Here is a 25,710-nt window from a genome sequence, read left to right as displayed (position 1 = left end):
ATTGTCCGCCCACTCGCCGTGATGCGCTAATTCAGCGCTTGGCGTCGACCTCGCGCAGCACCCGCAGCGTGTTGCGGCCGGCGAGTTTCGCGCAGTCCTCGTCGCTCCAGCCGCGTTCCATCAGGGCGGCGATGAGCACCGGGTACTTCGACACGTCCTCGAGGCCTTCGGGCAGTTCGCCGACGCCGTCGTAGTCGCCGCCGAGCCCGATGTGGTCGATCCCGGCGACCTCGCGCGCGTGCTCGATGTGCACGACGACGTCCGCGATCGTCGACTTCGGCTTGGGCGGCGCGTCCCAGGTCTTGGCGAACCGGCCGCGCTGGCCGAGGTCGAGGAATTCCTGCCCGGCGGCGGTCATCGCGTCCCGGAGCTGGTTGTCCCACTCGGTGACCGCGGCGGAGATGAAGGCGGGCACGAAGGTGATCATCGCGACGCCGCCGTTGCCGGGCAGCTGGGCGAGGACGTCGTCGGGGATGTTGCGCGGATGGTCGTTGACCGCGCGGCACGACGAGTGGCTGAAGATCACCGGCGCGCTCGACACCTCGAGCGCGGCGCGCATGGTGCTCGGCGCGACGTGGGAAAGGTCGACCAGCATGCCGATCCGGTTCATCTCGCGTACGACCTCGCGGCCGAACTCGGTGAGCCCGTCGTGCTCGGGTTTGTCGGTTCCGGAGTCGGCCCAGGTGGTGTTGAAGTTGTGGGTCAGCGTCATGTAGCGGACGCCGAGCCGGCGCAGAATCCGCAGCACCCCGAGGGATTCGGCGATGCTGTGCCCGCCCTCGGCCCCGAGCAACGACGCGATCCGCCCGTCCGCGAACGCCGCCTCGGCCTCGTCGGCCGTGGTGACCAGCCGCAGCCGTTCGGGGTAGCGCTCGGCGAGCTGGTAAACCACCTCGATCTGTTCCAGCACCGCGGTGACCGCGCTGTCGCCTTTGAACTCGCACGGGACGTACACCGACCAGAATTGCAGGCCCAGCTTGCCTTCGGCGAGTTTGGGGAAGTCGGTGTGCAGCGTCGGCTGCGGCACCGTGAGATCCACGCCGGCCACCGCCTCGACCGGGTTCGGCCCGGCTTTGTCGCGGAGCGCCCATGGCAGGTCGTTGTGTCCGTCGGCGAGGATCGTGGAGGCGAGCAGGTCTTGCGCGCGGGTCAGCTCGGTCATGCCTCGACCCTAGCGAGCCAGGCCTTCGCCGCGCTTATTCCTTCGACGGTCACCTGATGCCCTCCCGGCCAGCGGTGCGTCGCCACGTCCGCATGCCGCTCGCGAAACTGGCGGACGAGTTCGTCGTTGGCGGGCAGCGGAGCCATCGGGTCGTGCTCGCCGTTGGAAAGGAATATGCGAGTTCCGGTGAGATCAAGGCTCGGCAATTCCGGCAATGGAGACATCGACGAGAACAGAATCGCTTCCCGGAGCACGTCCGGCCGGGTGAGCGCTACCGCCGCCGCGATATTCGCCCCATTCGAAAACCCGACCGCCACCGCCCGGCCGAACCCGTACTTTTCCCGGGCGTCGTTGAGGAAATCCGCCAGCTCGTCCGCCCGCGCCCGGACGTCCTCGTGATCGAACACGCCCTCCGACAGCCGCCGAAACCACCGCGCCGCCCCATTTTCCGAAACCGGCCCGGTCGGCGCGAGCGTTGCCGATTCCGGACTCAGTTCGTGCGCCACACTGAGCAAATCGTCTGGACCACCGCCGGTTCCGTGCAGGAGAACAAGCACCGGGAGATCCGGGTCGCCCTCGATGTACCGGTGCATCATCGTCGCTCCTCTGTGGACACCGCTTCCTTCATTGTCCAGGGTAACTTCTCGCGCGCAAGATGTATTCCGGGTAGACTCCGGCAGATGACCCCGGATCCGCAGACGGACGACGACGAGATCGTGACGTGGTGGGGCCTCGTGATCGAGGGCTATCTGGCCACACAGAACGCACTGATGGGGGAAATCGCCGACCGGTTCGGCCTGGCCCCCGCGTCGTTCGACATCCTGCTGCGCCTGGTGCGGTCGCCGGAACACCGCATGCCGATGACCCGCCTGGCCACCGAAGCCGCCCTGTCGAGCGGAGGCTTCACCAAGGTGGCGGACCGCCTGGTCGCCGCGGATTTGATCTGCCGCATCCCGAGCCCGGAAGACCGCCGGGTCACGTTCGCCTCCCTGACCGAGCACGGGTTGGAGGTAGCGCTCAAGGCACGAGCCGCGTGCGCGGAAATCTTGCGCCGGATCGTGCTGACGCCGCTGGGTCCGGATGCGGAGGGGTTGGCGGAGGCGATGCGGACACTTCGTTCGGTGAACGGGTGAGCCGGGTCATGGATAACTGAAGCCCTCGGCCTCCAGCCGACGGCGGAGGACCGTCAAGCAGCGGTGTCGGATTCGGCTCACGCTCGACGGCGAGATGCCCAGTTCGGCGGCCAGCTGGTCGTGCCGCAGCTCCGGGCAGTGCGCCAGCAGGAGCAGCATCCTCCGGTGGCGTTCCGGGAACTTCTCCACCGCTCGCCACAGCGCAGCCGCCAACTCTCCGGCCAAGGTCTTCGCCTCGGGTGACTCCGTCGGTTCGTGCGCGTCCAGGCACGCGTCGTCGACCAGTTGCACCCGCGCGCGATTTTCGGCAGCACGGAGCGCGTGCCGCCGCGCGACGGTCGTCAGCCAACCGGCCAGGCCGTTCGGATCCTGCAAGTCCGGCTGGCGGCTGAGCAATTCCAGCCAGGCCGTTTGGCAAGCGTCGTCCACCTCGGCGCGAAATCCCGGGTTCGCGCCGACGATCCGGTTCATTCTCGTCGACAGACGGCGTACTTCGTCCTCGTTCCGCATTCCTTGCACGGGAACGCTGACGGGCCGGGCGGCTCGGCGGATCCGTTTCAGCAGCGCGGATGCCGGATTGAGTGATCAACTTCGTCCGGATGTATCCAGGGGCGGGCACGCGTCTCGGGCTCACAGAGACACCCGCGGCAGGTCGACAAATCGATGCAAGGCAACGGCGCACATTGCCAGCCACGCCGAGCCAAAACCGCCCATCAAGCCAGTCGCATCAAGCCAGCGACGTCAAGCCCGCGCGACAGCCTCCGCATAAGCGGCCGCCAAGCGTTCCGTTGCTGTCGGTCCGTCGCCGTCCGGCCGAGGGACCCCAAGATGCCTCTCCCGCAACTCAGCCATGAACTCTTCCCACAGCGCCGGACCACCAGCCTCCAGCAGTTCCGCTCGCACGCGCAATTCCGGCGTCGTCGGCCGGTGCCGCAAACCCCAGCTTCCCAGCGCTACCAAAACCGGCACCAGCTGGATCGCCGCTTCGGTCAAGCTGTACGTCGCGCGCTGTCCGCGACCGGCCGAATCTCGGGTGAGCAAACCGGCTTCGGTGAGCGTGCGCAGGCGGTCGGCGAGGATATTCGACGCGATTCCTTCTTCCGACTGCGACTGCAATTGCCGGAAATGCCGCCGGTCGCCGAACATCACGTCGCGCAGGACCAGCAGGCTCCAGCGGTCGCCGACGACCTCGATCGCGGCGTTGATCGGGCACCCCGAGCGCGGGCCGTCCGGCATCGCATACCTCCTCCAAACCACTTGCACTTTACCATCGCCTCCGGCATAGTGCTTGCAAAAGACAAGCAGGGAGTATCGATGCTGGTACGCGTCCAGTGCTTCAACGTTTCCGCCGACGGCTACGGGGCCGGTCCGGATCAAACGCTCGAGCAGCCGTTCGGTCATCCGAACCCGGGACCGCTCTTCGCCTGGGCCGGGGCCACCGCCAGCTGGCCGATGCGCGGCGAACCCGGCGGCACTCGCGGGCTCGACGACTACTTCACCCGGGACATGCACCGCGGTGACGTCGGCGCGGAAATCATGGGACGCAACAAGTTCGGCCCCCACCGCGGCCCGTGGGAGAACCACGACTGGCAGGGCTGGTGGGGCGACGAGCCCCCGTTCCGCACGCCGGTCTTCGTCCTCACCCACCACGAACGCCCGTCGATCACCTTGGGCCAGACCACTTTCCACTTCCTCAATACAACCCCGGAGGAAGCACTCGCGCAGGCGAAGAAAGCCGCCGGCGACAAGGACGTGCGCATCGGCGGCGGCGTTAACACAGTGCGGGAATTCCTCGAAGCCGGTCTCATCGACACGCTGCACATCGCCGTCTCGCCGGTCGAACTCGGTTCCGGGGAACGACTTTGGACCAGCCCGGACGAGCTGACCGACCGCTACCACCTGGAGAAAATCCCCAGCCCCAGCGGAGTCGTGCACCACCTGTTCTGGCGCAAATAGACTCAGCGCAAGCCGGGCATCAGCCGTAACGCGTTGCCGGACAGCACCCCGTCCAGCACCTCCGCGGGCAACCCCAAATCGGCGACCGCGCGGACATTCACGGCGGTTCCCGGCACCCCCGGCCAGTCCGTGCCGAAGATCCATTTCCGGGCCAACCGCACGAGATCGAACCGCGCGTAATACTCCGGCAGTTTCTTCGGCGGCAGCCCGGCGAGGTCGAGCCACACGTTCGGCCTCGCCTGGGCCATGAACGCCGCCACGTCGTACCACCAGCCCCGGCCGCCGTGCGCGAACACGAAGTTCACCGACGGGAAGTCTTCGACCACATCGGACAGCAGCGAAGGATCCCCATAGCTGGCACGGGATCCGGGAAACACCGACAGTCCGGAGTGGAGGATCACCGGCACCCCGCGTTCGGCGCACAAGGCGTAAACCGGGTACAGCTCCTTGTCCGCCGGGGAAAACGCGCCGTGCACCGGGTGAATCTTCAACGCCACCGCACCCAGCGCGAGCTGCCGTTCCACCTCGTCGACCAGCGGATGGTGCAGATGCGGGTTCACGTTGGCCACCAACCGAAACCGCTCGGGGTTGTATGCGACCAACGGGAGATTGTCTTCAATCGCCTGGATACCAGTAGCCCGCGGACTGTATTCGCAAAACAGCAGCACGCGGTCGACGCCCTCCTGCGCCATGAGGTCGTCCATCGCCGCGGGGATCACCGCGCCGTCCGCGTCGTACACCGTGCGCCACGGGTACTCGCCGGCGAAGTCGCGCGCCCAGTCCAGCCACGCGGGTTTGAGCGTGGGCAGCCGCGGGGTGTGCACGTGGGCGTCCACCACGAAATGCTCGTCGATCATGCCGGCCAGTCGATCACAATTGCGGCTGCGGCACGAGCAGCGACTCGCGCACCATTTCGCGGATCACGTTCCGCCGGATCTTCCCGGTCGCGGTCTTCGGCAGTTCGGCCATCTCGACCACTCCGCGCGGCCGCTTGAACGCCGCCAAGCCCTCCCGGCAAAACTCGATCAGCTCCTCAGCATCCACAGTGGACGAGGGGGCGGCGACGACGCAGGCCACCGGTTTGTCCAATCCGTCCTCGTCCGGCGCGGCGACCACCGCTACCTCGGCAACCGCCGGATGTTGCAGCAGTCGTTCCTCCACTTCGGACGGAGAAACCCAAATCCCGCCCGCCTTCAGCATGTCCCCAAACCTGCCTAGACACGTATACGTGCCATCCGAGTTGCGCACGTAGCTGTCCCCGGTCCGCAGCCACGGGCCCTGGAAAACCTGTTTCGTAGTCTCGTATCGCGCCCAATACCCAGTCGCGATGGACGGACCGGACACGAACAGCTCACCCGGCCGTCCCGCTTCCGAAATCACCGCGCCTTGCTCGTCCCGGAGCTCGACGGAGTACCCCGGCACCGCCACCCCGGTGCTGCCCGGTCGCACCGCACCCGGCTGGTTGGACAGGAAAATGTGCAATGCCTCGGTCGACCCGATCCCGTCCAGAATCTCGACCCCGAACCGTTCGCGGAACCGCGTGAACAGCGCCGACGGCAACGGCTCCCCAGCCGAGACCGCGTACCGCACCGAGGAGAACGAGTCGTCCGGCACGTCGCTGGCCAACAGCGCCGCATAGAACGTCGGCACTCCGAAGAACAACGTCGGACGGTCCGCCCGCGCCCGCGCGGCGATGATCCCCGGCGTCGGACGGGCCGGTTCCAGCAGCGTCGTCCCTCCACAAGAGAGCGGGAAGAACGCCGAATTCCCGAGACCGTAAGCAAAGAATAACTTGGGCACCGACAGGAACCGGTCCGAAGAGGACACTCCCAGCACCTGCGCGGCGTAAGTCGAGCACACCGCGCGAATGCTCCCGTGCCGGTGCATCGCGCCCTTCGGCTTACCGGTCGTACCCGACGTGTACAGCCACAGCGCGGGCGAATCCTCCCAGGTCGGCGCGGCCACGACGTCGTCCGTCGGGGTCAGCGGCCACCGGTGCGTCCGCACCCCGGCGGGGAATTCCGCCGGGTCCGCCCGGTCGAGCACGACGTCGGTCACCTCGGGCGCCCCGGTCAGCGCGCCCGCCGCCTGCGCGGAAAACTCCCCGGACACGCACAGCACCCGCGCCCGCGAATCGGCGAGCACCTGGCCCAGTTCCAGCCCGGTGACCATAGTGGACACCGGCACCGCGACCGCGCCGACGAGCATCGCGCCGAGGATCCCGCTCAGCAGTTCGACGTCGTCGACCATGCAGAACATGACCCGCTCTTCCGGACGCACGCCGAGCGCGCGCAGTCCGGACGCGACCCGGTGGGTCTCGGCGGCGAGTTCGCCGTAGCTGAGCGTGCGCCGCGGCGAAACGACCGCGAGCGCGTCCGGACGGCCTTGGCCGAGCAGGTACTCCGCGGCGTTGAAGTTCGCGGGAACCGTCATCGGTGCCCCCTCAGGTGAGGTACACGTACTCGTAGTCGAAAGGTTTGCCGTTGATGCCCTGCCTCGGCGGCGCGACCCAGCTGGCGATCTTCCCGCGCTCGTACACCGGGTGCATGAGCGACCGGACGAACGTCAGGTCCTCGGCCGTCGGCAGCCACTTGTGCCGCGCTGCCTCCCACGTCGCCTCGTCGACGATGCTGCCGTCCGGAGTGACGTGGTGGCCGGAGTTTATGCCCACCTCGCGGTTGAAACCAGGGTGCGGCAACGCGAACCGGAAGTCGATGCCCGCGTCGCCGAGGATCTTGTTCCACCGGTTGACCCCGGTCTGGCAGTCCGCGGTGTACTCGCCGCGCAGGTCGAGATTGAGCAGCAGGATGGCCTGCAATTCCTCGGACGTCCAGGTCCCGTCGTCGCGCGGACGCTCCAGCAGGCGGCTGTCCTCGGTGAGTTTGTGGTCGTCCTTGCGCCGCGTCTCCTGCCAGCGGCCCTTGAGCCCCGCGGTGTAGTAGTTCGCCGCGTTGGTCGACGTTTCACTGCCGAACAGGTCGAGCGACACGGTGTAGTGGAAGTTCAGGTACCGCTGGATCACGTCCAGCGGGATCCCGCCGTGCGACGCGATGTCGTACGTGTCGTGCTCGCGGATGAGCTCGGCGCTGCGCTGCACCACCCGGTCGACGCCGGTGGTGCCCACCATCATGTGGTGCGCCTCCTCCTTGAGCATGAACTCGCAGGTGCGCGACAGCGGGTCGAACGAGCTTTCCTTCAACGTGCCGAGCTGGTATTTCCCATCGCGGTCGGTGAAGTACGTGAACATGTAGAACGCGAGCCAGTCGGCCGTTTCCTCGTTGAACGCGCCGAGGATGCGCGGCGCGTCCGGACTGCCGGAGTTGCGCAGCAGCAGCCCCTCCGCCTCGTCCCGGCCTTCGCGGCCGAAGTACGCGTGCAGCAGGTACACCATCGCCCACAGGTGCCGCCCCTCTTCCACATTCACCTGGAAGAGATTGCGCAGGTCGTACAGCGACGGCGCGGTGAGCCCGAGCAGGCGCTGTTGCTCGACCGACGCCGGTTCGGTGTCGCCCTGGATCACGATCAGCCGCTGCAGGTCGGCCCGGTATTCGCCGGGCACCTGCTGCCACACCGGTTCGCCGGCGTGCTCGCCGAACCCGATCCGCCGGTCCGGTTCCCGTTCGGCGAGGAAGATGCCCCAGCGGTAGTCCGGGACGTTGACGTGATCGAAATGCGCCCAGCCGTCGCGGCCGACGCTCACCGCGGTGCGCAGGTAGACGCCCTCGGTTTCCAGCGTGGGACCCATCTCGCCCCACCAGTTCATGAACTTCGGCTGCCAGCCCTCCAGCGCGCGCTGGAGCCTGCGGTCGTCGGCGAGCTGGACGTTGTTCGGGATTTTGGCGTCGTAGTCGATCTTTTCGGGCATCGGTTCAGACCCGCTTCCTGTCGAAGACCGCCTTCTGCCCGGTGCCGTACCGGCGCAGCGCGCCGTCGGGCCCGGAGGCGTTCGGTCGGGTGAAGATCCAGTTCTGCCAGGCGGTCAGCCGCCCGAAGATCTTGGTTTCGATCGTTTCCGGGCCGACGAACCGGTGGTTCGCCTCCATCCCGGTGAGCGCGTCGGGCGACAGCGAGGCGCGGCCTTCCAGCGCGATCCGGATCTCGTCCTCCCAGTCGAGGTCGTCCGGCGCGTCGGTGACCAGGCCGAGTTCGACGGCTTCGGCGGCGCTCAGCGCACGGTCGCGTTCGCGGGCCAGCCACGTCAGGTGGTCGTCGTCGCCGTAGAACCGCGACTGGAGCCGGGACAGTCCGTTGCCCATCGGGAACACGCCGAAGTTGGCTTCCGACAAGGTGATCGACGCGCGTTCCGGCGAGTCCTCGTCGTCGATCGGCGGCCCGTCCAGCAGGTACTGCCGGTCCGCCGCGAAGGCCAGTTCGAGCAGGCTGCCCGCGAAGCAGCTGCCCGGTTCGATCAACGCGATCAAGGTGCGGCTGGTGACGTCCAGCCGCTTCAGCGTGCGCTTGTAGTAGTGCAGGATTTCGTTGCTCAGCCAGTCTTTCCCGCTGAGCACGACCTCCTCGTGCGCGAGCACCTGCTCCGGGTCGCCTTCGGTGCGCAGCACCCAGGTGCCCAGTTCCGGGTCGTTCGTGCGCAGCCGCAGGATCGCGTCGTCCAGTTCGCGGGTCAGCCGCAACAGCCAGCCGTCGAGTGCCGGTTCCCCGTCCGGGCCGAGCACGGTGAGCGTGACCAGCGAGTTCGGCCGGTCGTACGCGATCCGGACGTGCCGGTACTCGATGCCGTCGTCGGTCACCGACGGCTCCAGCGGGGCCAGTTCGATCCCCTGCTCAGCGGGCAGCCGGTCGGATTCGGCGGCCAGTTCGTGCGCCCGCGACAGCACCTTCTCGCGGAACCCGACGCGCGGCACCAGCTCGTCCACTAGCCGCCAGTCGACCGCGGTCTTGCCCTTGACCCCGTCCGGCCGCGTCGCGAACACGTCCGCGAGATCCCGGCGGACGCGCCGTTTGTCGACCACGCGGGTGAGCCCGCCGGTGCCGGGCAGCACGCCGAGCAGCGGCACCTCGGGCAACGCGACGGTGGACGAGTTGTCGTCGACCAGCAGGATCTTTTCGCAGGCCAGCGCGATCTCGTAGCCGCCGCCGGCGCAGCTGCCGTTCACCGCCGCGACGTAGGTCTGGCCGGAGAACTCGGTGGCGTCCTCGATGCCGTTGCGGGTCTCGTTGGTGAACTTGCAGAAGTTCACCTTCCACTCGTGCGGCGACGCGGCGAGCATCCGGATATTGGCCCCGGCGCAGAACACCTTGTCCTTGGCGCTCGTCACGATCACTGCGCGCACCTGCGGATGTTCGAACCGCAGCCGCTGCGTCGCGTCGTAGAACTCGATGTCGACGCCGAGGTCGTACGAGTTGAGCTTCAGCTCGTATCCGGGCACGAGGCCGCCCTGTTCGTCGACGTCCATCTCCAGCCAGGCGACCTCGCCGTCGACGGTCAGCCGCCAGTGCCGGTAAGTGTCCGGATGCCGCTCGAACGTGACAGGTGTGGTGGTGGTCACGCCCTCGATTGTCTACATGGTTTCAACGAACGTCAATGTTGTGTAGACATTTGCCCGGCAACGCTCACCCGGTTGAGCCGCATGGCTGCCCAGCACACGAATACCCACAACGCGAACGCCGCGAACGTGTCGGTGAAGATCGTCGCGAACCAGAACGCCGGGACCTGCGGCACGCCGACGAGGAAATGCCCCGCGCTCGCCAGCCCGGACAGCGAGTAGACCAGCAGAAACGCCAGCGAACGCCAGTACCGGCCCTGCCGGTAGGCGCGATAGCCGAGCACGCCGAACGCGGTGAAGACCACCCAGCTGATCGCCACCACGATCTGCGTGACGGGCACGCTGATCCCCGGCACCTGCGGGTAGTCCGCCGCGCGCACGACGTTGTGGGTGTAGTGCAGGACCGTGCTGACCAGCGTGAACGCCAGGATCAGCCGCAGCGGGCCGAGCCCCCTTGCGCGCAGAACGTCCATACCGCTCGCCCCCTTGCGATTTGATAGATCGCTCTAGCGGGAGCGTACCCGGACGGCGGCGACCGGCCAAGCCGTGCGCGAAACTGGAGCCATGACCGAGCAGACCATCGAGGCCGACGGCATCACCCTGTGCCACGAATCCTTCGGCGATCCGGACGCGCCGCCGTTGCTGCTGGTGATGGGCCTCGCCGCGCCGATGATCTGGTGGGACGACGAGTTCTGCGCCCAGCTCGCCGAGGCCGGTTTCCACGTGCACCGGTTCGACAACCGCGACGTCGGACGTTCGCAGTGGTGGACCGGCCGGGCCAGCCTGCCGCTCGCGTACTTCCTGCGGTCCGCGCCGTACTCCCTCGGCGACCTGGCCGACGACGCGGGCAAACTGCTCGACGCACTGGGCATCGAGCGCGCGCACGTCGTCGGCACGTCGATGGGCGGGATGATCGCGCAGGAGTTCGCGATCCGGCATCCGCAGCGCGTCCGGACGCTGACCTCGATCATGTCGACCACCGGCGCACGGACCGTCGGCCTGCCCAGCCCGCGGGCCGCGCTCGCGATGCTGGCTCCGGGACCGCGCACGCGCGAGGACTACGTGATGCAACTGGTGCGCACGTCAAAGCTGATCGGCTCGCGCGAGTACCTGTTCGACGAGGAGCATTTCCGCCAGCGCGCGGAACGCACGTACGACCGCGGCCTCAACCCGGCGGGCGTGTTCCGGCAGCTCGCCGCGATCCTGTCCTCCCGCGACCGGACCGCCGATCTGCGCCGGCTTTCCGTGCCGTCCCTGGTGATTCACGGTACGGCCGATCCGCTCGTGCACGTGTCCGGCGGCCGCGCGACGGCCCGCGCGCTGGGTGCGGACCTCGACCTCATCCCGGGGATGGGACACGACCTGCCGCGCGAGGTGTGGCCGCGAGTGATCGCCGGGATCAAACGGCTCGCTACCCGCTGATCGTCACCGAGCCCAGGTTCGAGAAGTGCGCGGCGACGCGGGAGCCGGGGCGCAGTTCGACGGCGTCGGTCATCCCGCCGGTCAGCACGAGCCAGCCCGCCTCCAGCGCCAACCCGCGTGCGGCCAGCGAATTCGCCGCCAGCGCCAACGCCTCGGCCGGGTGCCCCTGCACGGCGGCACCGGTCGCGGTGTCGACGATCTGACCGTCCACTTCGAGCAGCGCGGCCTCCAGTGAAAGGTCCAAAGAGGACGGTGGACGGCCGACCGAGCCGAGCCCGAACAGCGCCGACGAACCGTTGTCCGCGACGACGTCCGGCAACGTGAAACGGTAGTCGCGGTAACGGCTGTCGATGATCTCGATTCCGCCGTACACCTGGGAAACCGCCGCGAGCGCGGTGGCCGCGGTGACGCCAGGACCGGCGAGCCGCTCGCCGAGCACGAACACCAGTTCCGGTTCCGCGCGCGGGTGGATGAGCTGCGGCGTCGGCGCGCCCGCGGGCAGCACCATCGCGTCGGTCAGCCACGCGAGCAGGGGTTCTTCGACGCCCATCCGCTGCTGCTTCGCGCGCGACGTGAGCCCGAGCTTCACCCCGATCAGCGTCTCGCCGCGTTCCTGACGCAGCCGCAGAGCCTCGTCCTGGATCGCGTACGCCGTGGCGAGGTCGAGGTCTGCCCACGTGTCGGTGAGCTGCGCGCCTTCGTCCGTCCGGTTGAGCAAATCCTGCGCGGCGGCAACGATTTCGGCGGTCACTTGTCCTCCTCCGGCGCGAACACCGCGGTCACACTGCCCAGTCCGGCCATGGTCGCCACGACAGTGTCGCCGGGGCGGACGGTCTGCGCGGCGGTCATCGAACCGGGCAGCACGACGTGGCCGGGCTCCAGCGTCACGCCGAGCGGGCCGACTGTGTTGGCCAGCCAGACCAAGGCGTTGATCGGCGAACCCAGCACCGCACCGCCCGCGCCGGTGGCCGCGAGCTGGCCGTTGACGTGCAGCGTGCAGCCGGCGAGCCGCAGGTCGACGTCGCGCAGATTGGTCGGGCTGCTGCCGAGGATGACGCCACCGGACGACGCGTTGTCCGCGACGGTGTCGAAGATCGAGATTTTCCAGTCGCGGACCCGCGAGTCGACGATCTCCAGCGACGGAAGCACGAAGTCGACCGCGCGGACGGCGTCGGCGACGGTCACGCCCGGACCGCGCAGCGGCGCGCCGAGCACGAACGCGATCTCCGGTTCGATGCGCGGCTGCAGGAACCGCGTCGTCGGGATCGGCTGGTGTTCGAGCAGGAACATCGAGCTGGTGAGGTGCCCGAAGTCGGGCTGGTTCACGCCCATCTGGCGCTGCATCGCCGCGGAGGCGAGGCCGACCTTGTGGCCGCGCACCACGTCGCCCGCCGCCACCCACGCGCGGACTTGCTCCTGTTGCACGCGGTAGGCGTCTTCGACGGTCGCGTCGGGGAAGGTCTTCACGAGCGGATCGATCGGCTCGCGTCGCTCGTACGCGCTTGTCAGCAGCGCGACGGCGTCCTGCAGCTCAGCGGGTTCCACGGGTCGGACTCTGCCTGACCGAGCCGCCCGCGCCAACCCGGTCGTTCCATTCACCGGTACGAGCTACTTATCTCGCTCGCTAATCTCTTGCGCGCGAGAGTTTGTCGGCGTACTGTACTTCGTGTTGGCTCCCAGAGAGGACGTGACCCGCGATGGCACCCACCGAGACCGAAGTCGCCCAGCTCGCGCAGACCCGCGACCGGCTGCGGGAGCAGCATTTGCACCCGGCGGAGGAACGTCCGGCGACCGTTGGCCGCGGCATCCACCACACCGCGCTGCTGTCCAGCGACGTCGAGCGGACGATCACCTTCTACCAGGACATTCTCGGCTTCCCGCTCACCGAGCTGATCGAAAACCGCGACTACCCGGGGTCGAGCCACTTCTTCTTCGACGTCGGCAACGGCAACGCGGTCGCGTTCTTCGACCTGCCCGGCCTCGACCTCGGCCCGTACGCGGAGGTGCTCGGCGGCCTGCACCACCTGGCCCTGTCGCTCACCCCGGAAGCGTGGGCGGGCGCGCGCTCCCGGCTCGACGCCGCCGGTGTGAAGTACCAGGAAGAAAGCGGCACGTCGATCTACTTCGCCGACCCGGACGGCGCCCGGATCGAGCTGATCGCGGACGACCTCGGCGAGATGTACGGGTCGAAGATCGGCTGAACCACTGGACGCGGTGCGCCGCCGGGTTCAGAGTGTGGGCCCATGGGCGACTGGGCGGCTTCGCGGCAGAAAGCACGGCTCGACCGGCGGGAAGCGATCGACGAGCTGATCGCGCGGGTCCGCTTCGAGGTGCGGCTGCACCTGGCGGAACCGACCGCGATCAGCCGGTACGACGAGCTCGCCGAGGTTTTCGCCCTCGGCCACGGCGAGTGTGCCGCGCTGCTGGCGCACCGGCGGTTGCTGCCGTGGTGGGAGCGACGGCTGCTCACGCGGTTCGCACGTCGGCTGCACGGCCGCGCGATCGTGGGCAGTGTCGCGGACGTGCCCGTGGGCGAGCCGGTCGCTGGTGCTTTTCGCGCGGAGATCAGCCGTCTCCTTCCGGACGCGGGTGACACCGGTGCCCGCTATGACCTGCAAGGACGCGGTCTGCTGACCGTCTTCCGGCTAGCGCTCGGCGCCCGCGGCGAAGTGTGGCCGGACCGGAACGAAGTCGCGTCCACCGTCGCGCGCAATGTTTTGGCGTGCAGCTCCGCGTTCCTGCGACGGTCGCCGTGGCACGTGCTGTGGCCGGTGTATCGCGTCCGCGGGCTGCGGCTGTGGCGGTTGTGACGCGGCGGAATCGTTCGCTGGGTCGGGATGTTGAGGAGAGTATGAAGCCTGAAGAGATCCTCGCTGGTGCGCGCACGATCGCTGTGGTCGGTTTGAGCCGTGACCCGGGCAAGGCCGCGCACGGCGTACCGGCTTCGCTGCAGGCGCACGGTTTCCGGATCATCCCGGTGCATCCGTCGGCGACTGAACTGCTCGGGGAGAAGGCTTACCGGTCGCTGGAGGAGATTCCGGAGCCGGTGGATCTGGTGGACGTCTTCCGCCCTGCTGAGGAAGCACCGGACATCGCCCGTTCCGCGGTGGCGATCGGGGCTAAGGCGTTGTGGCTGCAGCAGGGGATCGTGTCGGCGGAGGCGCGGAAGATCGCTTCGGAGGCCGGGCTGGAGTATGTCGAGGACCGGTGCACTGCCGTGGTGCGGGCGGTGGCGGGGATTTCACTGAATTAACCGGGTGAACGCTTGGGAACGCCCTGGTTTCGCGATGAAGTCCGCGATTGTTTGTGCGCATTCTTTTGGACTGTGCACTGACGTGTCGCATTCGAGGTCGTAACCGCCGTGCGCGTGCACGATCGGATACTGCCGCTCCGCCAGACCGGCGGGGCGGTCGCCTCGCGCCTGCTCGCGCCGTTTTAGCTCTGGCAGCGGGCAATGCACACCCACGAAGGTAACTTCCTGTTCCCGCAACACTTCCAGACAGTCAGCAAGCCAGTGCGGCCGGAGTACGTGGTCGGCGATCACGCCGTTACCCGCCTCCGCAAGCCCGGCCAGCATACGATGGTAGCCGCGCACTGTCCGTTCGAAAACCGCGTCGAACTCCGGCGTGCCGAATTCGGGGGTCCGCGACCGCGACCGCATGCTGTTGACCGCGTCTCGCGGCAGGTAGAAATAGGGGCCCGGCAGCAAATCCAGCAGTTCCGCCGCGATGCTCGACTTGCCGGAACTGGACGTGCCGTTGAGGAAAATGACGTGTCCGCTCATCCGACGAGCCGGTAGCCCACCCCGCGCACCGTCTCGATCGTCCGCGTCCCGAACGGCGCGTCGATCTTGCGCCGCAAATACCCCACATAAACCTCGACCACGTTCTCGTCCCCCTCGTAATGCGCGTCCCAAACGTGTCCGAGGATCTCGTTTTTCGTCAACGCCGCGCCCTGCCGCCGCAGCAAAAACTCCAGCAACCCGAACTCCCGCGCGGTCAACTCGATCCGCGTCTCTCCTCTGTGGACAGTGCGCGCAGCCGGGTCGAGCTGCAGATCACCAGCGGTCAACACCGCCGGGCGAGCCGGTGCGCCCCGGCGGAGCAACGCCCGGAGCCGAGCCAGCAAAACGACGAACGAGAACGGTTTCGAGAGGTAATCGTCCGCACCGAGGTCGAATGCGTCCGCCTCGTCGTACTCGCCGTCCTTCGCCGTGAGCATCAGCACCGGCGTCCAATTCTCCGCCGCCCGCAAGCGTTTCAGTACTTCATAGCCGGAAAGCTCGGGAAGCATGATGTCGAGCACCACGGCGTCGTAATCGTGCTCCATCGCCGACCAGAGCCCATCCCGGCCGGTGTGCGCCACGTTCACCGTGAACCCCTCGGCGACCAGGCCGCGGCGAAGGGTTTCGGCGAACTCCAGCTCGTCCTCCACGATCAGCAACCGCATGCTCAGTCCTCCTCGATCCGGGGCAGTTCGATGCTCGGCAGTTCGATCACGAAATGCGCGCCCGGGTAACTCGGGTCGGCCACGTCGACGTACCGCGCGCGGCCGCCGTGCCGGGCCGCGATGCCGGCCACGATCGACAGGCCCAGTCCGGTCCCGCCGCGCCGCCGCGAAGCGTCCAGCCGCACGAACCGCTCGAACACTCGCTCCCGGTCGCCCTCGGCGACGCCCGGGCCGTCGTCGCTCACCTCCACGACGACCATCTCATCTTGCACCGAACTCGCAATCCGGATCCGCTCGCGCGCGTGCCCGCATGCGTTGTCGACGAGGTTGCGTACGGCGCGACGCAGCTGCGCCTCACTGCCACGCACCTTCGCCGGTCCGGCGCGCACTTCGATTTCGACAGCCGCTTCGCCGCGTACGCGTTCAGCTTCCGCGCGAACGATGTCGTCCAGATCGACTTCGGTACGCGCGGGCCGGTCGGTGGCGTCGTCGGTGCGCGCGAGCATCAGGAGGTCGTCGACCAGCTCTCGCAGGCGCGCGGTCTCGCGGGTAATCACCGGCACCAATTCGTCGGTGGTCTCGGGGTGCTGGTTTGAAACGTCGAGCGCGGTGCTGATGGTCGACAGCGGCGAGCGCAGCTCGTGACTCGCGTCGGCGACGAAGCGGCGTTGCGCGGCCTGTGCGGACCCAAGCCGCTCAAGCATCTCGTTGAGCGTGACAGCGAGCCGGTGTACCTCGTCGCCGCCAGGCGGCAGCGGTACGCGCAACGCGAGGTCGCGCGTCGAAATCTCAGCGACAGTGCGCCGCATCCGCTCCACTGGGCGCAGCGCGGAGCCGACAGAGCGGTACACCGCGAAGCCAGCGATACCGAGCAGCGGCAGCGAGATCAGCCCTAGCAACAGCGTAAGCCGAGCAGAGGCTTCCGTGACCGGCTCAAGCGACCGTGCGGAGATGACGGTGAACGGTCCGCCCGGTCCGTTGACGCCTTCCGAAACCAAGCGGTAGTCGCTGCCGTCGCCGTCTAAGCCGAGCGGCAGCGTCTCGACGGTCTCCTGCCCCGGAGCCGGACGCGCGGCGGTGATGGCCGGGCGGCCGACGATCGCCGGGTCGCTCGCGATAGGGGTGCTTCGCGGCCCGAGGACCTGCGTCACGGCTTCAGTGTCCCCAGTGCTCGCGACGTCGCTCGGGGACAGGTCTCGCGCGCCCGCGCGCACGAGTTGGACAGCAACCTGCCGAGCGGTACTTCGCGCGCTCTCGGTGACGCTTCGGTCGAGGGACTGTTGCAGCAACAGCACCACGACGACGCACGCGGTCGCGATGGCCAACGCGAGCGCGAGCACGGCAACCCCGGTTGTCCGCATCCGGACACCTGCGGCAGCGAGAAGTCTCACGCACGCAGCGTAACGAGCGCGAAGGGACGTCATCGGGCGCGGCGTGCGGCCAGCCGTTCCGAGCGCAGCGTGTCCACCTCAGTCAGGTCCAACGGCTTCAGCGCATGGCCGAGCACCCACGACAACAGCAGGTCAGCCAGCTCGGGATTGCGCGCCAGCGCCGGGCCGTGGAGATAGGTGCCGAGCACGTGATCGGTGACCGCGCCCTCGGTGCCGTCGCCGTTGCCGGTGCCCCGGACGACCCGGCCCAGCGGTGTGCTGCCCGGGCCGAGCACACTCGCGCCCTGATGGTTCTCGAAGCCGGTCAACGGCGTCTCGAGCAGGTTCGGTTCGACGATCAGCTCAGCCACCGCACGCTGCTCCGCCGGCTCGGTGACGAGGTCGAGCAGCCCCAGCCCAGCGTGCTCGATGCCGTCGACGCCGCGGAAACGCTTGCCGAGAATCTGCAGACCCGCGCACACCCCGAACACCGGGCGTCCCGCGTTCGCCGCGCTGCGCAGCCCCGCCGAGTTGCGCAGGAAGTCCGCGGCCAGCACCTGCGCCATGTCCTCGCCGCCGCCGAGCAGGTAGAGGTCCAAAGTGGACGGTACCTCGGAGTCCAGCGAAACCGGCACCACCTCGGCGTCGTAACCGCGCCACTGCAAGCGTTTGCAGAGCACCTGTGCGTTGCCGGAATCGCCGTAGGTCCCCAGCACCTCGGGGAGCAACAAGCCGATGCCGACGGTCGAATCAGACATCGGGCAACCGGTCCACCAGGTCGCGGAAGGCGGTGTAGTTCGCGACGAGTTCGACCCCGCCCGGCGGCAGCGTGTCGATCGCGCTGACCGGATCCGGGGCCGACCAATGCGGCACCTCGGCGTAGCAAAGCCGCACCGCGAGGTCCGCCGACCGCTCGCCGGCCACGACGACCTGACGACCGCGCAGCCGCTCGAAGTGCACGTCCCAAAGCCACGACAGGTCGCGGCCGTCCGCCTCGTGTGCGTTGACCGCGACGACGACCGGAGTGTCCTCGTCGAGCACGCGCAACGTTTCGGCCCAGCCAGCCGGATTTTTCGCAAGCATGAGCCGAACCGAATGCCGGGTGCGGCGAATCGTGCGGTAGCGGCCACCGATGTCGGTGATTGTGCGCAGTCGCGCCGCAGCAGTGTGCGGCGGCACGCCTACGCAGTGCGCGGCGGCGAGCGCGAGAGCGGCGTTCGCCCGGTTGGCCTCGCCGGGCAGCCGCAGGTCGAGGTCGACTTGCCGCCCGCCGGGCGTGTGGACCAGGTCGCCGTCGAGGGTCCAGGTCGGCTCCGGGCGAGCGAAAGCGCACACCGCGCAACGCCATTCGCGATCGGTGTGCGTGATCGCGCCGCCGCAGCGCGGGCAGGAGACGGAATCGCCCGACCAGCGCCGTCCGGTACCGACCCACACCGGGCGCGCCGCCGCGGCGGCCGCCGACGTGACCAGCACGTCGTCGCAGTTCGCGACCACGACCGTGCGCGACAGACCAGCGAAGGCGGCGCGGAGGTCGCGCTCCATCATCCGGACCTCGCCGACACGGTCGAGCTGGTCACGGCTGAGATTGAGCAGCACGAGCGCCGCGGGCTGCACCTGCTCGGCCACCCACGGAACGTAGGTTTCGTCCACCTCCAGCACCGCGTACGGCGCGTCCGGACTGGCGGCGAGCGCGGCCACCAGACCGTCGGGCATGTTCGCGCCGTCGTCGTTGTGCGCGACTTCGGCGAGGGCTTCGAGCGCGCGGGTCAGCATCAGCGACGTGGTGGTTTTGCCGTTCGTGCCGGTGACGATCACGACCGTGCGGTCGCGGCCGAGCCTGCGCAACGCCTTGGGGTCGAGCCGCAGCGTGACGCGGCCGCCGATCACCCCGCCGCGGCCCAGCCGGGCGGTACGGGAAAACCACGCGGTCAGCCGCCCGGCGGCGACCGACGCCCGGGTGCGCAGACGTGTGGACATCACCCAAACCGTGCGGCACGGGCGCTGTGATTTTCCTGAGAGGGTGACTCCAGTCTCCGTTACCCTTTGTAAGCACTCTTACCGATCGGAGGTTGAACCATTCGGCGCAACCTTGACCTTGCACAATGACAGAGTTCGGTCAAGATCTTCCGTCCATACATCGGAGGTGTTAGCGTCCAACCCCGCTTGATGGCACCACGCACCGGTGACCGGGAACGCAGAGCGACAGGCGGAGGGCGAACGTGGACGCAGCAGCACGCGGGCTGGACCAAAGCGGCACCCTGGAGCGCGGGCTGGCGGTGCTCGAACACGTCGGGCAGCACCAGGAAATTTCCACGAACGCGCTCGCCCGGCAACTGGGTTTGTCCCGCAGCGCCGCCTACCGGATCGTCGGCACGCTGAAGCGGCTGGAGTACCTGGAGGCCGACACCGTCACCGGACGCGTGCGGCTCGGCACCCGGCTGGTCGAACTGGGCGCCCGCGCGATGGCGGCGACCGACCTGCACCGCTGCGCGCCGCGGTATCTCACCGCGCTGGCCGAGCGGTCCGGGGAGACGACGTACCTCGCGGTGCCGGACAACGACGCGATGGTCTACGTCGCGACCGAGCGCAGCGCCAGTGCGGTCACGCTGTCCTGCCGCCTCGGCACTCGACGGCCGCAGCACGCGACGTCGCTGGGCAAGGCCTGGCTGGCCGCGTTGCCGGAGGCCGACCGGGTGGAGCGCGTGCGCCGGATGAAGCTGGACAGCCTCACTCTCAAGACCATCAACGACCCGGTCCGGTTGCTGGACGAACTGGCGCGCACCCGGCGGCGCGGCTGGGCCGTCGACGACCTGGAGAACGAGCCGGACGTCGGCTGCGTCGCGGCGGCCGTACGGGACCACTCGGGCCGTCCGATCGCGGCGATCAGCGTCGCCGGGCCGGCTCCCCGGGTGATGCGCCGGGCGGACGAACTGGGCGCGACGGTCGCCGGGACCGCGGCCGCGTTGTCGATGCGGCTGGGGTACGTCCGAAACCGCTGAGGCCTTCGGTTTTAGCCGTGTGAACCGGCTAGTCGCGGATGCTCGCGGCGGCAGTACGAGTCGTCTCATTCCGTTGGAGCTGAGACGTCGGATGAGCGCCCCGGACGGCCGAGGCATGCCGCTTTCACCGGATCGGGTCGGGCGGCCGGTCTCCGTCTTCGCTACCTGCGGAAACAGGTTATCCACAGGGGTGTCGACTTGTGGACAACCCTGGGGATGGCTGGTGGCGACGGCGGGAATTGTCGGCGTGGTGGTGGACCGTTGCGGGCATGTCGATCACTGCCGCACCGCACGGTGCCCCGCTACCTCGTTCCCGCTTCCAGCTTGCTGCACGACTCGGCCCGCCCCAGCAGCAGCACGCGCTCCCGTTCGTTGCCGGTCATCTTCGCCGCGCGCTCGAACTCGGCGCGCGCTTCCTCCCGACGGCCCAGTTTGGACAGAAAATCGCCGCGCACGCTCGGCAGCAGGTGGTAGTTCTTCAGCGCGGGCTCAGTCAGCAATTTGTCCACCAGCGCGAGCCCGGCTTCCGGCCCCTCGGCCATCGAGACCGCGACGGCCCGGTTCAGCTCGATCACCGGAGACGGCGTGAGCTGCGCAAGGCCCGCGTACAGCGCCGCGATCCGCGCCCAGTCGGTCTCTTCCGGCGCGACCGCGACGGCGTGGCACGCGGCGATCGCGGCCTGCGCGGAATACGGCCCGTACGTGCCGTCCGCCAGTCGCTCGGACCGGGCCAGCGCGGTGAGGCCGCGCTGGATCAGCAGGCGGTCCCAGCGGCTGCGGTCCTGGTCCATCAGCAGCACCGGTTCGCCGTTCGGGCCGGTGCGCGCCGCCGAGCGCGACGCCTGGATCTCCATCAGCGCGACCAGTCCGTGCACTTCCGGTTCGCCGGGCATCAGTCCGGCCAGCACCCGGCCGAGCCGCAACGCGTCCTCGCACAGCGCGGGCCGCATCCAGTCGTCGCCGCGCGTGGCGGAGTAGCCCTCGTTGAAGATCAGGTAGATCACTTCGAGCACGGCCGGGACCCGCGCCACGCGTTCGTCGCCGACCGGCGTTTCGAACGGCACCTTGGCCTCGGCGAGCGTCTTCTTCGCCCGCACGATGCGTTGCGCGACAGTGGATTCCTTCACCAGGAACGCACGGGCGATCTCGTCGGTGCTGAGCCCGCCGAGCATGCGCAGCGTGAGCGCCACCCGCGCCTGGGTGGACAGCACCGGATGGCACGCGGTGAACACCAGCCGCAGCAGGTCGTCCTCGATCTGCTCGTCGTCGAGCACGACGTCGAAGTCCGGCAGCACGCCCTCGCCGAGCTGTTCGGCTTCCCGGCCGATCTCGTCCAGCTTGCGGCCGAGGGTTTCGTTCCGCCGGAACAGGTCGATGGCCCGCCGCTTCGCGATCGTCATCAGCCAGGCGCCCGGGTTGCGCGGCACCCCGGTCTCCGGCCACTGCTCGAGCGCGGCGACGAGCGCGTCCTGCGCCAGCTCCTCGGCGAGGCCCACGTCGCGGGTCATCCGCGCGAGACCGGCGATCACCCTCGCCGACTCGATCCGCCAAACGGCCTCTACCGCACTTCGCGTGTCCACCGGCCCATCAGACCGGCCCGGCCCGCCCGAGGCAACCCTCGGGCGGGCACGGCGTCACAGCTCGCCGGACATCGGGCGGATCTCGACGGTGCCTGCCTGCCGGTCCGGATTGGGCGCCCGCTTCATCAACTCGACGATTTCGGCGAGCGACTCCCCCTCCAGAATCCACACGCCCGCGACGAGTTCCTTGGTCTCGGCGAACGGGCCGTCGACCACGCTCGGCTCCGCCTCGCCGTCGAACCACAGCAGCCGGGCGCCTTCCGCGCTGGGCGTCAGCCCGGCCGCCTGCACGAGGTGACCGGATTCGGCGAGTTCCTCGTTGAACCGGCCCATCTGCTCGAGCAATTCGGCACTGGGCGCGGCTCCCGCTTCGGATTCCTCGCTGGCCTTCACCAGCACCATGAACCGCATCAGTTCTTCGCGGCCTGCTCGCGCAGCTTCTCCTCGGCCTCGCGCAGTTCCGGCGTGAGGTTGTCGCCGAAGTCCTCGGCGTCGAAGATCCGCCGGATCTCGATCTCGTGGTGCGCACCGTCGGTGTTGGGCACCCGCTTGATCCACTCCACGGCTTCCTCGAGCGAACGGACCTGGAGGATCCAGAACCCCGCGATCAGCTCCTTGGTCTCCGCGAACGGGCCGTCGACCACGCTGGGCTCGCTGTCCCCGGAGAACTTCACCCGGGCACCCTCGGAGCTCGGCGCCAGCCCCTCGCCCGCGAGCATCACGCCGGCCTTCACGAGTTCCTCGTTGAACTTGCCCATCTCGGCGAGCAGCTCGGTGCTGGGCATCTGGCCCGCTTCGCTCTCTTCGCTGGCCTTCATGATCACCATGAATCGCATCTTCGGTTCCCCTTCGCTCTCGGCTTGCTTCCACCACTGCGTCGAACGGGCCGCGTCCGGATCGACAAGGTCCGCGAACTTTTTTTCTGACCGCGAAACTAGCAGGTCAGGCGAACCTCGGGGGACAAATCGGGCGTGGGAGAATCGTTGTCCGTGGCAGTACTCCCCGAAGCTCTCCGCGCCGCGCTCGACGACGAGCTGGCCCGGTTCCCCGAATCCCGGCTCGCACAGGCCGTGGACCGGCTCAGCAAGCGTTATCGACAAGGTGACTCGGCGACCTCGCCGATCCTCTCTTCGGAGCTGGATGTCGCCGCGTACGCCGGGTACCGGATGCCGGCGACGTACGCGGCGGTCAGCGCGGTGCTGGGCGAGGTGGCTGCCGCCGCGCCCGGTTTCGTCCCGAAGACGCACGTCGACATCGGCGGCGGCACCGGAGCAGCGGTGTGGGCCGCGGCCGACGTCTGGCCGTCGCTGGAGAAGTGCACTGTCCTGGAGCAGGTGGCGGCCGCGCTGGCGCTGGGACGCAAGCTGGCGGCGAACGCCGACGAGCCGGCCGTCCGCGCCGCGGTCTGGCAGCGCGGGCTGGTCGATTCCGCGTCCGCGGCGCCGGAGGCCGATCTGGTCACGCTCTCGTACGTCCTCGGCGAGCTTCCCGAACGCGGCCGTGTCGACGTCGTCCAATGGCTCGCCGCGAAGGCCGGCACGGTCGTGCTCATCGAGCCCGGCACGCCAGCGGGGTTCGCGCGGATCCGCGAGGCTCGCGAAGTCCTGCGCGAGATGGGCCGCAACGTGGTGGCGCCGTGCCCGCACGATGACGCCTGCCCGATCAAACCGGGCGAGGACTGGTGCCATTTCTCCGCACGGCTTCCCCGAAGCGGGGTGCACCGGCGGATCAAATCCGGCACTCTGGGATTCGAGGACGAGAAGTTCTCGTACGTGGCGGCCACGTCGGCACCGGTCGACCGTCCGTCGGCCCGGATCATCCGGCATCCGCGCAAGCACAAGGGGTTCGTGCAACTCGACCTCTGCACCGCCGACGGGCTCGCGCCCGGCACCGTCGTGTCGAAGCGGCACGGCGTGCGGTACCGCGCCGCTCGCGACGCGGAATGGGGAGACGCCTGGAGCGTGGAATAACCCGGGTTCTCCCGCCGCGGTGTCCGGATGGCTGAGTCGGCTCCGACTGTCTGGTGTCAGCGGATCTGAACCGGAGAGGACACCACATGGACTTCCACGAGCGTTGCGCCGAGATCCTGCGGCAGACGGAACTGCTCGCCGCGGCCGTCGAAGGCGCGGACCGCACGGTGCGGGTCGCGGCGTGCCCGGAGTGGGATCTCGGACAGTTGCTCGATCACGTCAGCACCGGGCACCGGTGGGCGGAAGAGACCGTGCGGACGCGGGCCGACCATTGGCTGCCGGAGGACCGGCTCCAGAACCCGGTCAGCACCCCGAGACCGGCGTCGTGGCTCATGGACGGGGCGAAGGCGCTGGTGGCGACCCTGCGCGAAGCGGGGCCGGACGCGGAGGTGTTCACGCCGGTCCCGAATGGACCGCCGCGAGCGGCGTTCTACGCGCGCCGGTTCATGAACGAGACGCTGATCCACCGTGCCGACGCGACGCTGGCCGCGGGCGGGGAATTCACTGTCGCGCCGGAAGTCGCGCACGATGCGATGGAGGAATGGCTGGAGCTCGGGTCGCTGCCGCAATTGCTGGAGTACGTACCCCAACGCCGCGAGCTGCTCGGCCCGGACCGCACGATCCACCTCGCGCCGACCGACCACGCGGCGTCCTGGACAGTCGACCTCACCGGCGATCAGCTGGCCTGGCATCCGGGTCCGCCGGCGGACGCGGCGGCCACCGCGTCCGCACCGCTGGGCGACCTGCTGCTGATGGTCTACGGCAGGCTGTCGCCGGAGATCGCGCACCGCACCGGCGACACGGAGTACCTGGACCGCTGGCTTTCGCTCGTCGGGTTCGGCTGAGCCGGTCAGTCCCAGCGGATCGGGAGGCTCTTGATCCCGTTCTGGAAGTTCGACCGCAGCCGGCGGGGTTCGCCCGCGAGACGGACCTCGCCGAGCTGATCGAATACCGCCGCGAACAACGCGCGCATCTGCATCCGCGCGAGGTGCGAACCGAGGCAGAAATGCGGGCCGTGGCCGAACGTCAGGTGCTCGCTCGGCGCGCGCGTCACGTCGAACACGTCCGGATCGGGAAAGACTGTCTCGTCGCGGTTGGCCGAGGAGAACCACACCACGACCTTGTCCCCAGCCTTGATGTCCACATCGGACAGTCGAGTGTCCTGGGTCGCGGTGCGGCGGAAGTGCATCACCGGCGTGTGCCAGCGCAGCATCTCTTCGACCGCGCCGGGAAGCAGGCTGCGGTCGTCGAGAAGCTTGCGGTACTGCTCGGGATGCGCGAGCAACGCGGCCATCCCGCCGGGCAGGCCGTTGCGCAGGGTTTCGTTGCCCGCTACGGAAAACAGCCAGAAAAGGTTCTCGAACTCCTCGATCGACACGCGGCCGCCGTCGTCGTCCACGTAATGCATCAGGTTGCTCATCACGTCGTCGCCGGGGTGCTCGCGTTTGTGCTCGCCAAGCGCATGCGCGTAGGCGTAGAGGTCCGGCATTCCGGCGCGGCTGCGCGGATCCGGCATCTGGCCGTCCGGGCCGGGTTCCGGACGCACGGCCAGTGCGGCACGGGCGAGGTCGGTGACGTCGTCGGCGTTGACGGTCGCGCTCACCGCGTATTCGGCGTCCTGGAAGCCGATCACGCGGTTGCTCCAGTCGAACATCAGCCGGCGATCCTGTTCAGGCACGCCGAACACCTCGGCGAGCGTGAGCAACGGCAGATCGGCGGCGATGTCCTTGGCGAAATCGCATTCGCCGCGATCGGCCACCGCCGCGACGAGATCCTGTGCCCAGCCTTCGATCCGCTCCGTGATCCGGCCGACCGCGCGCGGGGTGAACGCCTTCGTGAGCAGCCCGCGCAGCCTGCCGTGCTCGGGCGGGTCCATGTTGAGCATCATCCGGCGCACGTACCGCAGATCCTCCGCGCTGGCCGGGTCGCGGATCTGCGTGCCGCCGAGCTGCGACGAAAACACCGCAGGGGTGCGGAGCACGTGCCGCACGTCGGCGTGGCGGAGCACCGCCCAGAAGTCGCCGATCCGCGTCACCGGCGTTTCCCGGCGCAGACGGGCAAGCAGGTCGTATGGCACGCCCGTGACGTAGGTGTCCGGGTCGGCGATGACAGCACTCGACACGTTCCGACCCTAGCCCCGAGACCGCCGCCTGCGGAAAGATCCG

General features: G+C 68.7%; 29 protein-coding genes. 9 read left to right on the top strand and 20 right to left on the bottom strand.

Going from position 1 to position 25,710, the window contains the following annotated elements:
* Positions 1-31 precede the first annotated feature (31 nt).
* Both DMP23_RS37755 and DMP23_RS37750 read right to left on the bottom strand, forming a co-directional pair.
* Entirely contained in the window at positions 32-1,162 is a 1,131-nt protein-coding gene (locus tag DMP23_RS37755) for a dipeptidase (protein WP_337823863.1), read from the bottom strand.
* The gene (locus tag DMP23_RS37750; protein WP_337823862.1) at positions 1,159-1,758 is read right to left on the bottom strand and encodes an alpha/beta hydrolase; all 600 of its coding nucleotides are present in this window, start codon (positions 1,756-1,758) and stop codon (positions 1,159-1,161) included. The genes DMP23_RS37755 and DMP23_RS37750 overlap by 4 nt, the downstream gene beginning before the upstream one ends.
* Before the next feature lie 84 nt (positions 1,759-1,842).
* Here DMP23_RS37750 and DMP23_RS37745 point away from each other — a divergent pair, with 84 nt between their 5' ends.
* Entirely contained in the window at positions 1,843-2,295 is a 453-nt protein-coding gene (locus tag DMP23_RS37745) for a MarR family winged helix-turn-helix transcriptional regulator (protein WP_043827229.1), read from the top strand.
* A 6-nt stretch (positions 2,296-2,301) separates the two neighbouring features.
* Here DMP23_RS37745 and DMP23_RS37740 read toward each other — a convergent pair whose 3' ends face one another.
* A complete protein-coding gene (locus DMP23_RS37740; protein ID WP_134661923.1) occupies positions 2,302-2,805 on the bottom strand; it encodes an RNA polymerase sigma factor in 504 nt (167 codons plus the stop codon).
* Positions 2,806-3,036: 231 nt separating this feature from the next.
* A complete protein-coding gene (locus DMP23_RS37735) occupies positions 3,037-3,531 on the bottom strand; it encodes a winged helix-turn-helix transcriptional regulator (RefSeq protein ID WP_337823861.1) in 495 nt (164 codons plus the stop codon).
* Between the two features lie 78 nt (positions 3,532-3,609).
* Between DMP23_RS37735 and DMP23_RS37730 the strand changes: the two genes are divergently transcribed.
* Entirely contained in the window at positions 3,610-4,251 is a 642-nt protein-coding gene (locus DMP23_RS37730; RefSeq protein WP_037808031.1) for a dihydrofolate reductase family protein, read from the top strand.
* A 2-nt stretch (positions 4,252-4,253) separates the two neighbouring features.
* Here DMP23_RS37730 and DMP23_RS37725 read toward each other — a convergent pair whose 3' ends face one another.
* Genes DMP23_RS37725 through DMP23_RS37705 form a run of 5 tightly spaced genes read right to left on the bottom strand, consistent with a single transcriptional unit; the run spans position 4,254 to position 10,228 of the window.
* A complete protein-coding gene (locus tag DMP23_RS37725) occupies positions 4,254-5,108 on the bottom strand; it encodes an amidohydrolase family protein (protein ID WP_037808033.1) in 855 nt (284 codons plus the stop codon).
* Between the two features lie 13 nt (positions 5,109-5,121).
* Positions 5,122-6,684: a benzoate-CoA ligase family protein gene (locus tag DMP23_RS37720; protein WP_337823860.1), complete on the bottom strand. Its 1,563-nt coding sequence runs from the start codon at positions 6,682-6,684 to the stop codon at positions 5,122-5,124.
* A 10-nt stretch (positions 6,685-6,694) separates the two neighbouring features.
* On the bottom strand, positions 6,695-8,116 hold the full coding sequence (boxB, locus tag DMP23_RS37715) for a benzoyl-CoA 2,3-epoxidase subunit BoxB (protein WP_037808036.1): 1,422 nt from the start codon (positions 8,114-8,116) through the stop codon (positions 6,695-6,697).
* Positions 8,117-8,120: 4 nt separating this feature from the next.
* Positions 8,121-9,758, bottom strand: a complete 1,638-nt coding sequence (gene boxC / locus DMP23_RS37710; RefSeq protein ID WP_337823859.1) for a 2,3-epoxybenzoyl-CoA dihydrolase — start codon at positions 9,756-9,758, stop codon at positions 8,121-8,123.
* Between the two features lie 32 nt (positions 9,759-9,790).
* Complete coding sequence (locus DMP23_RS37705; protein WP_134728427.1) at positions 9,791-10,228, bottom strand: hypothetical protein; 438 nt, start codon at positions 10,226-10,228, stop codon at positions 9,791-9,793.
* A gap of 91 nt (positions 10,229-10,319) precedes the next feature.
* On the opposite strand from DMP23_RS37705, the gene DMP23_RS37700 reads away from it, so the two are divergent.
* On the top strand, positions 10,320-11,177 hold the full coding sequence (locus DMP23_RS37700; protein ID WP_337823858.1) for an alpha/beta fold hydrolase: 858 nt from the start codon (positions 10,320-10,322) through the stop codon (positions 11,175-11,177).
* On the opposite strand, the gene DMP23_RS37695 is transcribed toward DMP23_RS37700, so the two are convergent.
* Both DMP23_RS37695 and DMP23_RS37690 read right to left on the bottom strand, forming a co-directional pair.
* The gene (locus DMP23_RS37695; protein WP_051728617.1) at positions 11,167-11,928 is read right to left on the bottom strand and encodes a 2-keto-4-pentenoate hydratase; all 762 of its coding nucleotides are present in this window, start codon (positions 11,926-11,928) and stop codon (positions 11,167-11,169) included. The genes DMP23_RS37700 and DMP23_RS37695 overlap by 11 nt on opposite strands.
* A complete protein-coding gene (locus DMP23_RS37690; protein ID WP_037808043.1) occupies positions 11,925-12,722 on the bottom strand; it encodes a 2-keto-4-pentenoate hydratase in 798 nt (265 codons plus the stop codon). Before DMP23_RS37690 ends, DMP23_RS37695 begins: the two co-directional genes overlap by 4 nt.
* A 152-nt stretch (positions 12,723-12,874) precedes the next feature.
* On the opposite strand from DMP23_RS37690, the gene DMP23_RS37685 reads away from it, so the two are divergent.
* The 3 genes from DMP23_RS37685 to DMP23_RS37675 are packed head-to-tail and all read left to right on the top strand — an operon-like array spanning position 12,875 to position 14,430.
* Positions 12,875-13,378: a VOC family protein gene (locus tag DMP23_RS37685; protein WP_037808045.1), complete on the top strand. Its 504-nt coding sequence runs from the start codon at positions 12,875-12,877 to the stop codon at positions 13,376-13,378.
* Positions 13,379-13,420: 42 nt separating this feature from the next.
* Entirely contained in the window at positions 13,421-13,987 is a 567-nt protein-coding gene (locus tag DMP23_RS37680; protein WP_037808047.1) for a hypothetical protein, read from the top strand.
* A gap of 41 nt (positions 13,988-14,028) precedes the next feature.
* On the top strand, positions 14,029-14,430 hold the full coding sequence (locus tag DMP23_RS37675) for a CoA-binding protein (RefSeq protein WP_275293979.1): 402 nt from the start codon (positions 14,029-14,031) through the stop codon (positions 14,428-14,430).
* Here DMP23_RS37675 and DMP23_RS37670 read toward each other — a convergent pair.
* Genes DMP23_RS37670 through DMP23_RS37650 form a run of 5 tightly spaced genes read right to left on the bottom strand, consistent with a single transcriptional unit; the run spans position 14,419 to position 18,973 of the window.
* Complete coding sequence (locus DMP23_RS37670) at positions 14,419-14,961, bottom strand: chloramphenicol phosphotransferase CPT family protein (RefSeq protein ID WP_337823857.1); 543 nt, start codon at positions 14,959-14,961, stop codon at positions 14,419-14,421. The genes DMP23_RS37675 and DMP23_RS37670 overlap by 12 nt on opposite strands.
* Positions 14,958-15,626 (bottom strand): response regulator transcription factor, encoded by a 669-nt coding sequence (locus tag DMP23_RS37665; protein WP_009084133.1) that lies wholly within the window; start codon positions 15,624-15,626, stop codon positions 14,958-14,960. The genes DMP23_RS37670 and DMP23_RS37665 overlap by 4 nt, the downstream gene beginning before the upstream one ends.
* Before the next feature lie 2 nt (positions 15,627-15,628).
* Positions 15,629-16,987, bottom strand: a complete 1,359-nt coding sequence (locus tag DMP23_RS37660; RefSeq protein ID WP_037808055.1) for a HAMP domain-containing sensor histidine kinase — start codon at positions 16,985-16,987, stop codon at positions 15,629-15,631.
* 59 nt (positions 16,988-17,046) lie between these two features.
* Positions 17,047-17,754 (bottom strand): type 1 glutamine amidotransferase, encoded by a 708-nt coding sequence (locus tag DMP23_RS37655; RefSeq protein WP_337823856.1) that lies wholly within the window; start codon positions 17,752-17,754, stop codon positions 17,047-17,049.
* On the bottom strand, positions 17,747-18,973 hold the full coding sequence (locus tag DMP23_RS37650) for a MurT ligase domain-containing protein (protein ID WP_337823855.1): 1,227 nt from the start codon (positions 18,971-18,973) through the stop codon (positions 17,747-17,749). The genes DMP23_RS37655 and DMP23_RS37650 overlap by 8 nt, the downstream gene beginning before the upstream one ends.
* Positions 18,974-19,215: 242 nt before the next feature.
* Between DMP23_RS37650 and DMP23_RS37645 the strand changes: the two genes are divergently transcribed.
* Complete coding sequence (locus tag DMP23_RS37645; RefSeq protein ID WP_081684630.1) at positions 19,216-19,995, top strand: IclR family transcriptional regulator; 780 nt, start codon at positions 19,216-19,218, stop codon at positions 19,993-19,995.
* Positions 19,996-20,297: 302 nt separating this feature from the next.
* Here DMP23_RS37645 and DMP23_RS37640 read toward each other — a convergent pair whose 3' ends face one another.
* Genes DMP23_RS37640 through DMP23_RS37630 form a run of 3 tightly spaced genes read right to left on the bottom strand, consistent with a single transcriptional unit; the run spans position 20,298 to position 22,411 of the window.
* On the bottom strand, positions 20,298-21,575 hold the full coding sequence (locus DMP23_RS37640; RefSeq protein ID WP_337823854.1) for an RNA polymerase sigma factor: 1,278 nt from the start codon (positions 21,573-21,575) through the stop codon (positions 20,298-20,300).
* 54 nt (positions 21,576-21,629) lie between these two features.
* A complete protein-coding gene (locus DMP23_RS37635; RefSeq protein ID WP_134728432.1) occupies positions 21,630-21,986 on the bottom strand; it encodes a YciI family protein in 357 nt (118 codons plus the stop codon).
* Positions 21,986-22,411, bottom strand: coding sequence for a YciI family protein (locus tag DMP23_RS37630; protein WP_037808070.1), 426 nt, complete (start codon positions 22,409-22,411; stop codon positions 21,986-21,988). Before DMP23_RS37630 ends, DMP23_RS37635 begins: the two co-directional genes overlap by 1 nt.
* A 153-nt stretch (positions 22,412-22,564) precedes the next feature.
* Here DMP23_RS37630 and DMP23_RS37625 point away from each other — a divergent pair, with 153 nt between their 5' ends.
* Both DMP23_RS37625 and DMP23_RS37620 read left to right on the top strand, forming a co-directional pair.
* The gene (locus DMP23_RS37625; protein WP_337823853.1) at positions 22,565-23,545 is read left to right on the top strand and encodes a small ribosomal subunit Rsm22 family protein; all 981 of its coding nucleotides are present in this window, start codon (positions 22,565-22,567) and stop codon (positions 23,543-23,545) included.
* Between the two features lie 86 nt (positions 23,546-23,631).
* Positions 23,632-24,390 (top strand): maleylpyruvate isomerase family mycothiol-dependent enzyme, encoded by a 759-nt coding sequence (locus tag DMP23_RS37620; protein WP_337823852.1) that lies wholly within the window; start codon positions 23,632-23,634, stop codon positions 24,388-24,390.
* A gap of 5 nt (positions 24,391-24,395) precedes the next feature.
* Here the strand turns inward: DMP23_RS37620 and DMP23_RS37615 are convergent, their stop codons facing one another.
* The gene (locus DMP23_RS37615) at positions 24,396-25,667 is read right to left on the bottom strand and encodes a cytochrome P450 (protein WP_043827212.1); all 1,272 of its coding nucleotides are present in this window, start codon (positions 25,665-25,667) and stop codon (positions 24,396-24,398) included.
* Between the last annotated feature and the right edge of the window lie 43 nt (positions 25,668-25,710).

The organism is Amycolatopsis sp. A1MSW2902 (genome assembly GCF_017312175.1).
Classification (GTDB): Bacteria; Actinomycetota; Actinomycetes; order Mycobacteriales; family Pseudonocardiaceae; genus Amycolatopsis; species Amycolatopsis nivea.
Note: the sequence above shows the minus strand (reverse complement) of the source record. Positions and strands in the feature narration are given on the sequence as shown.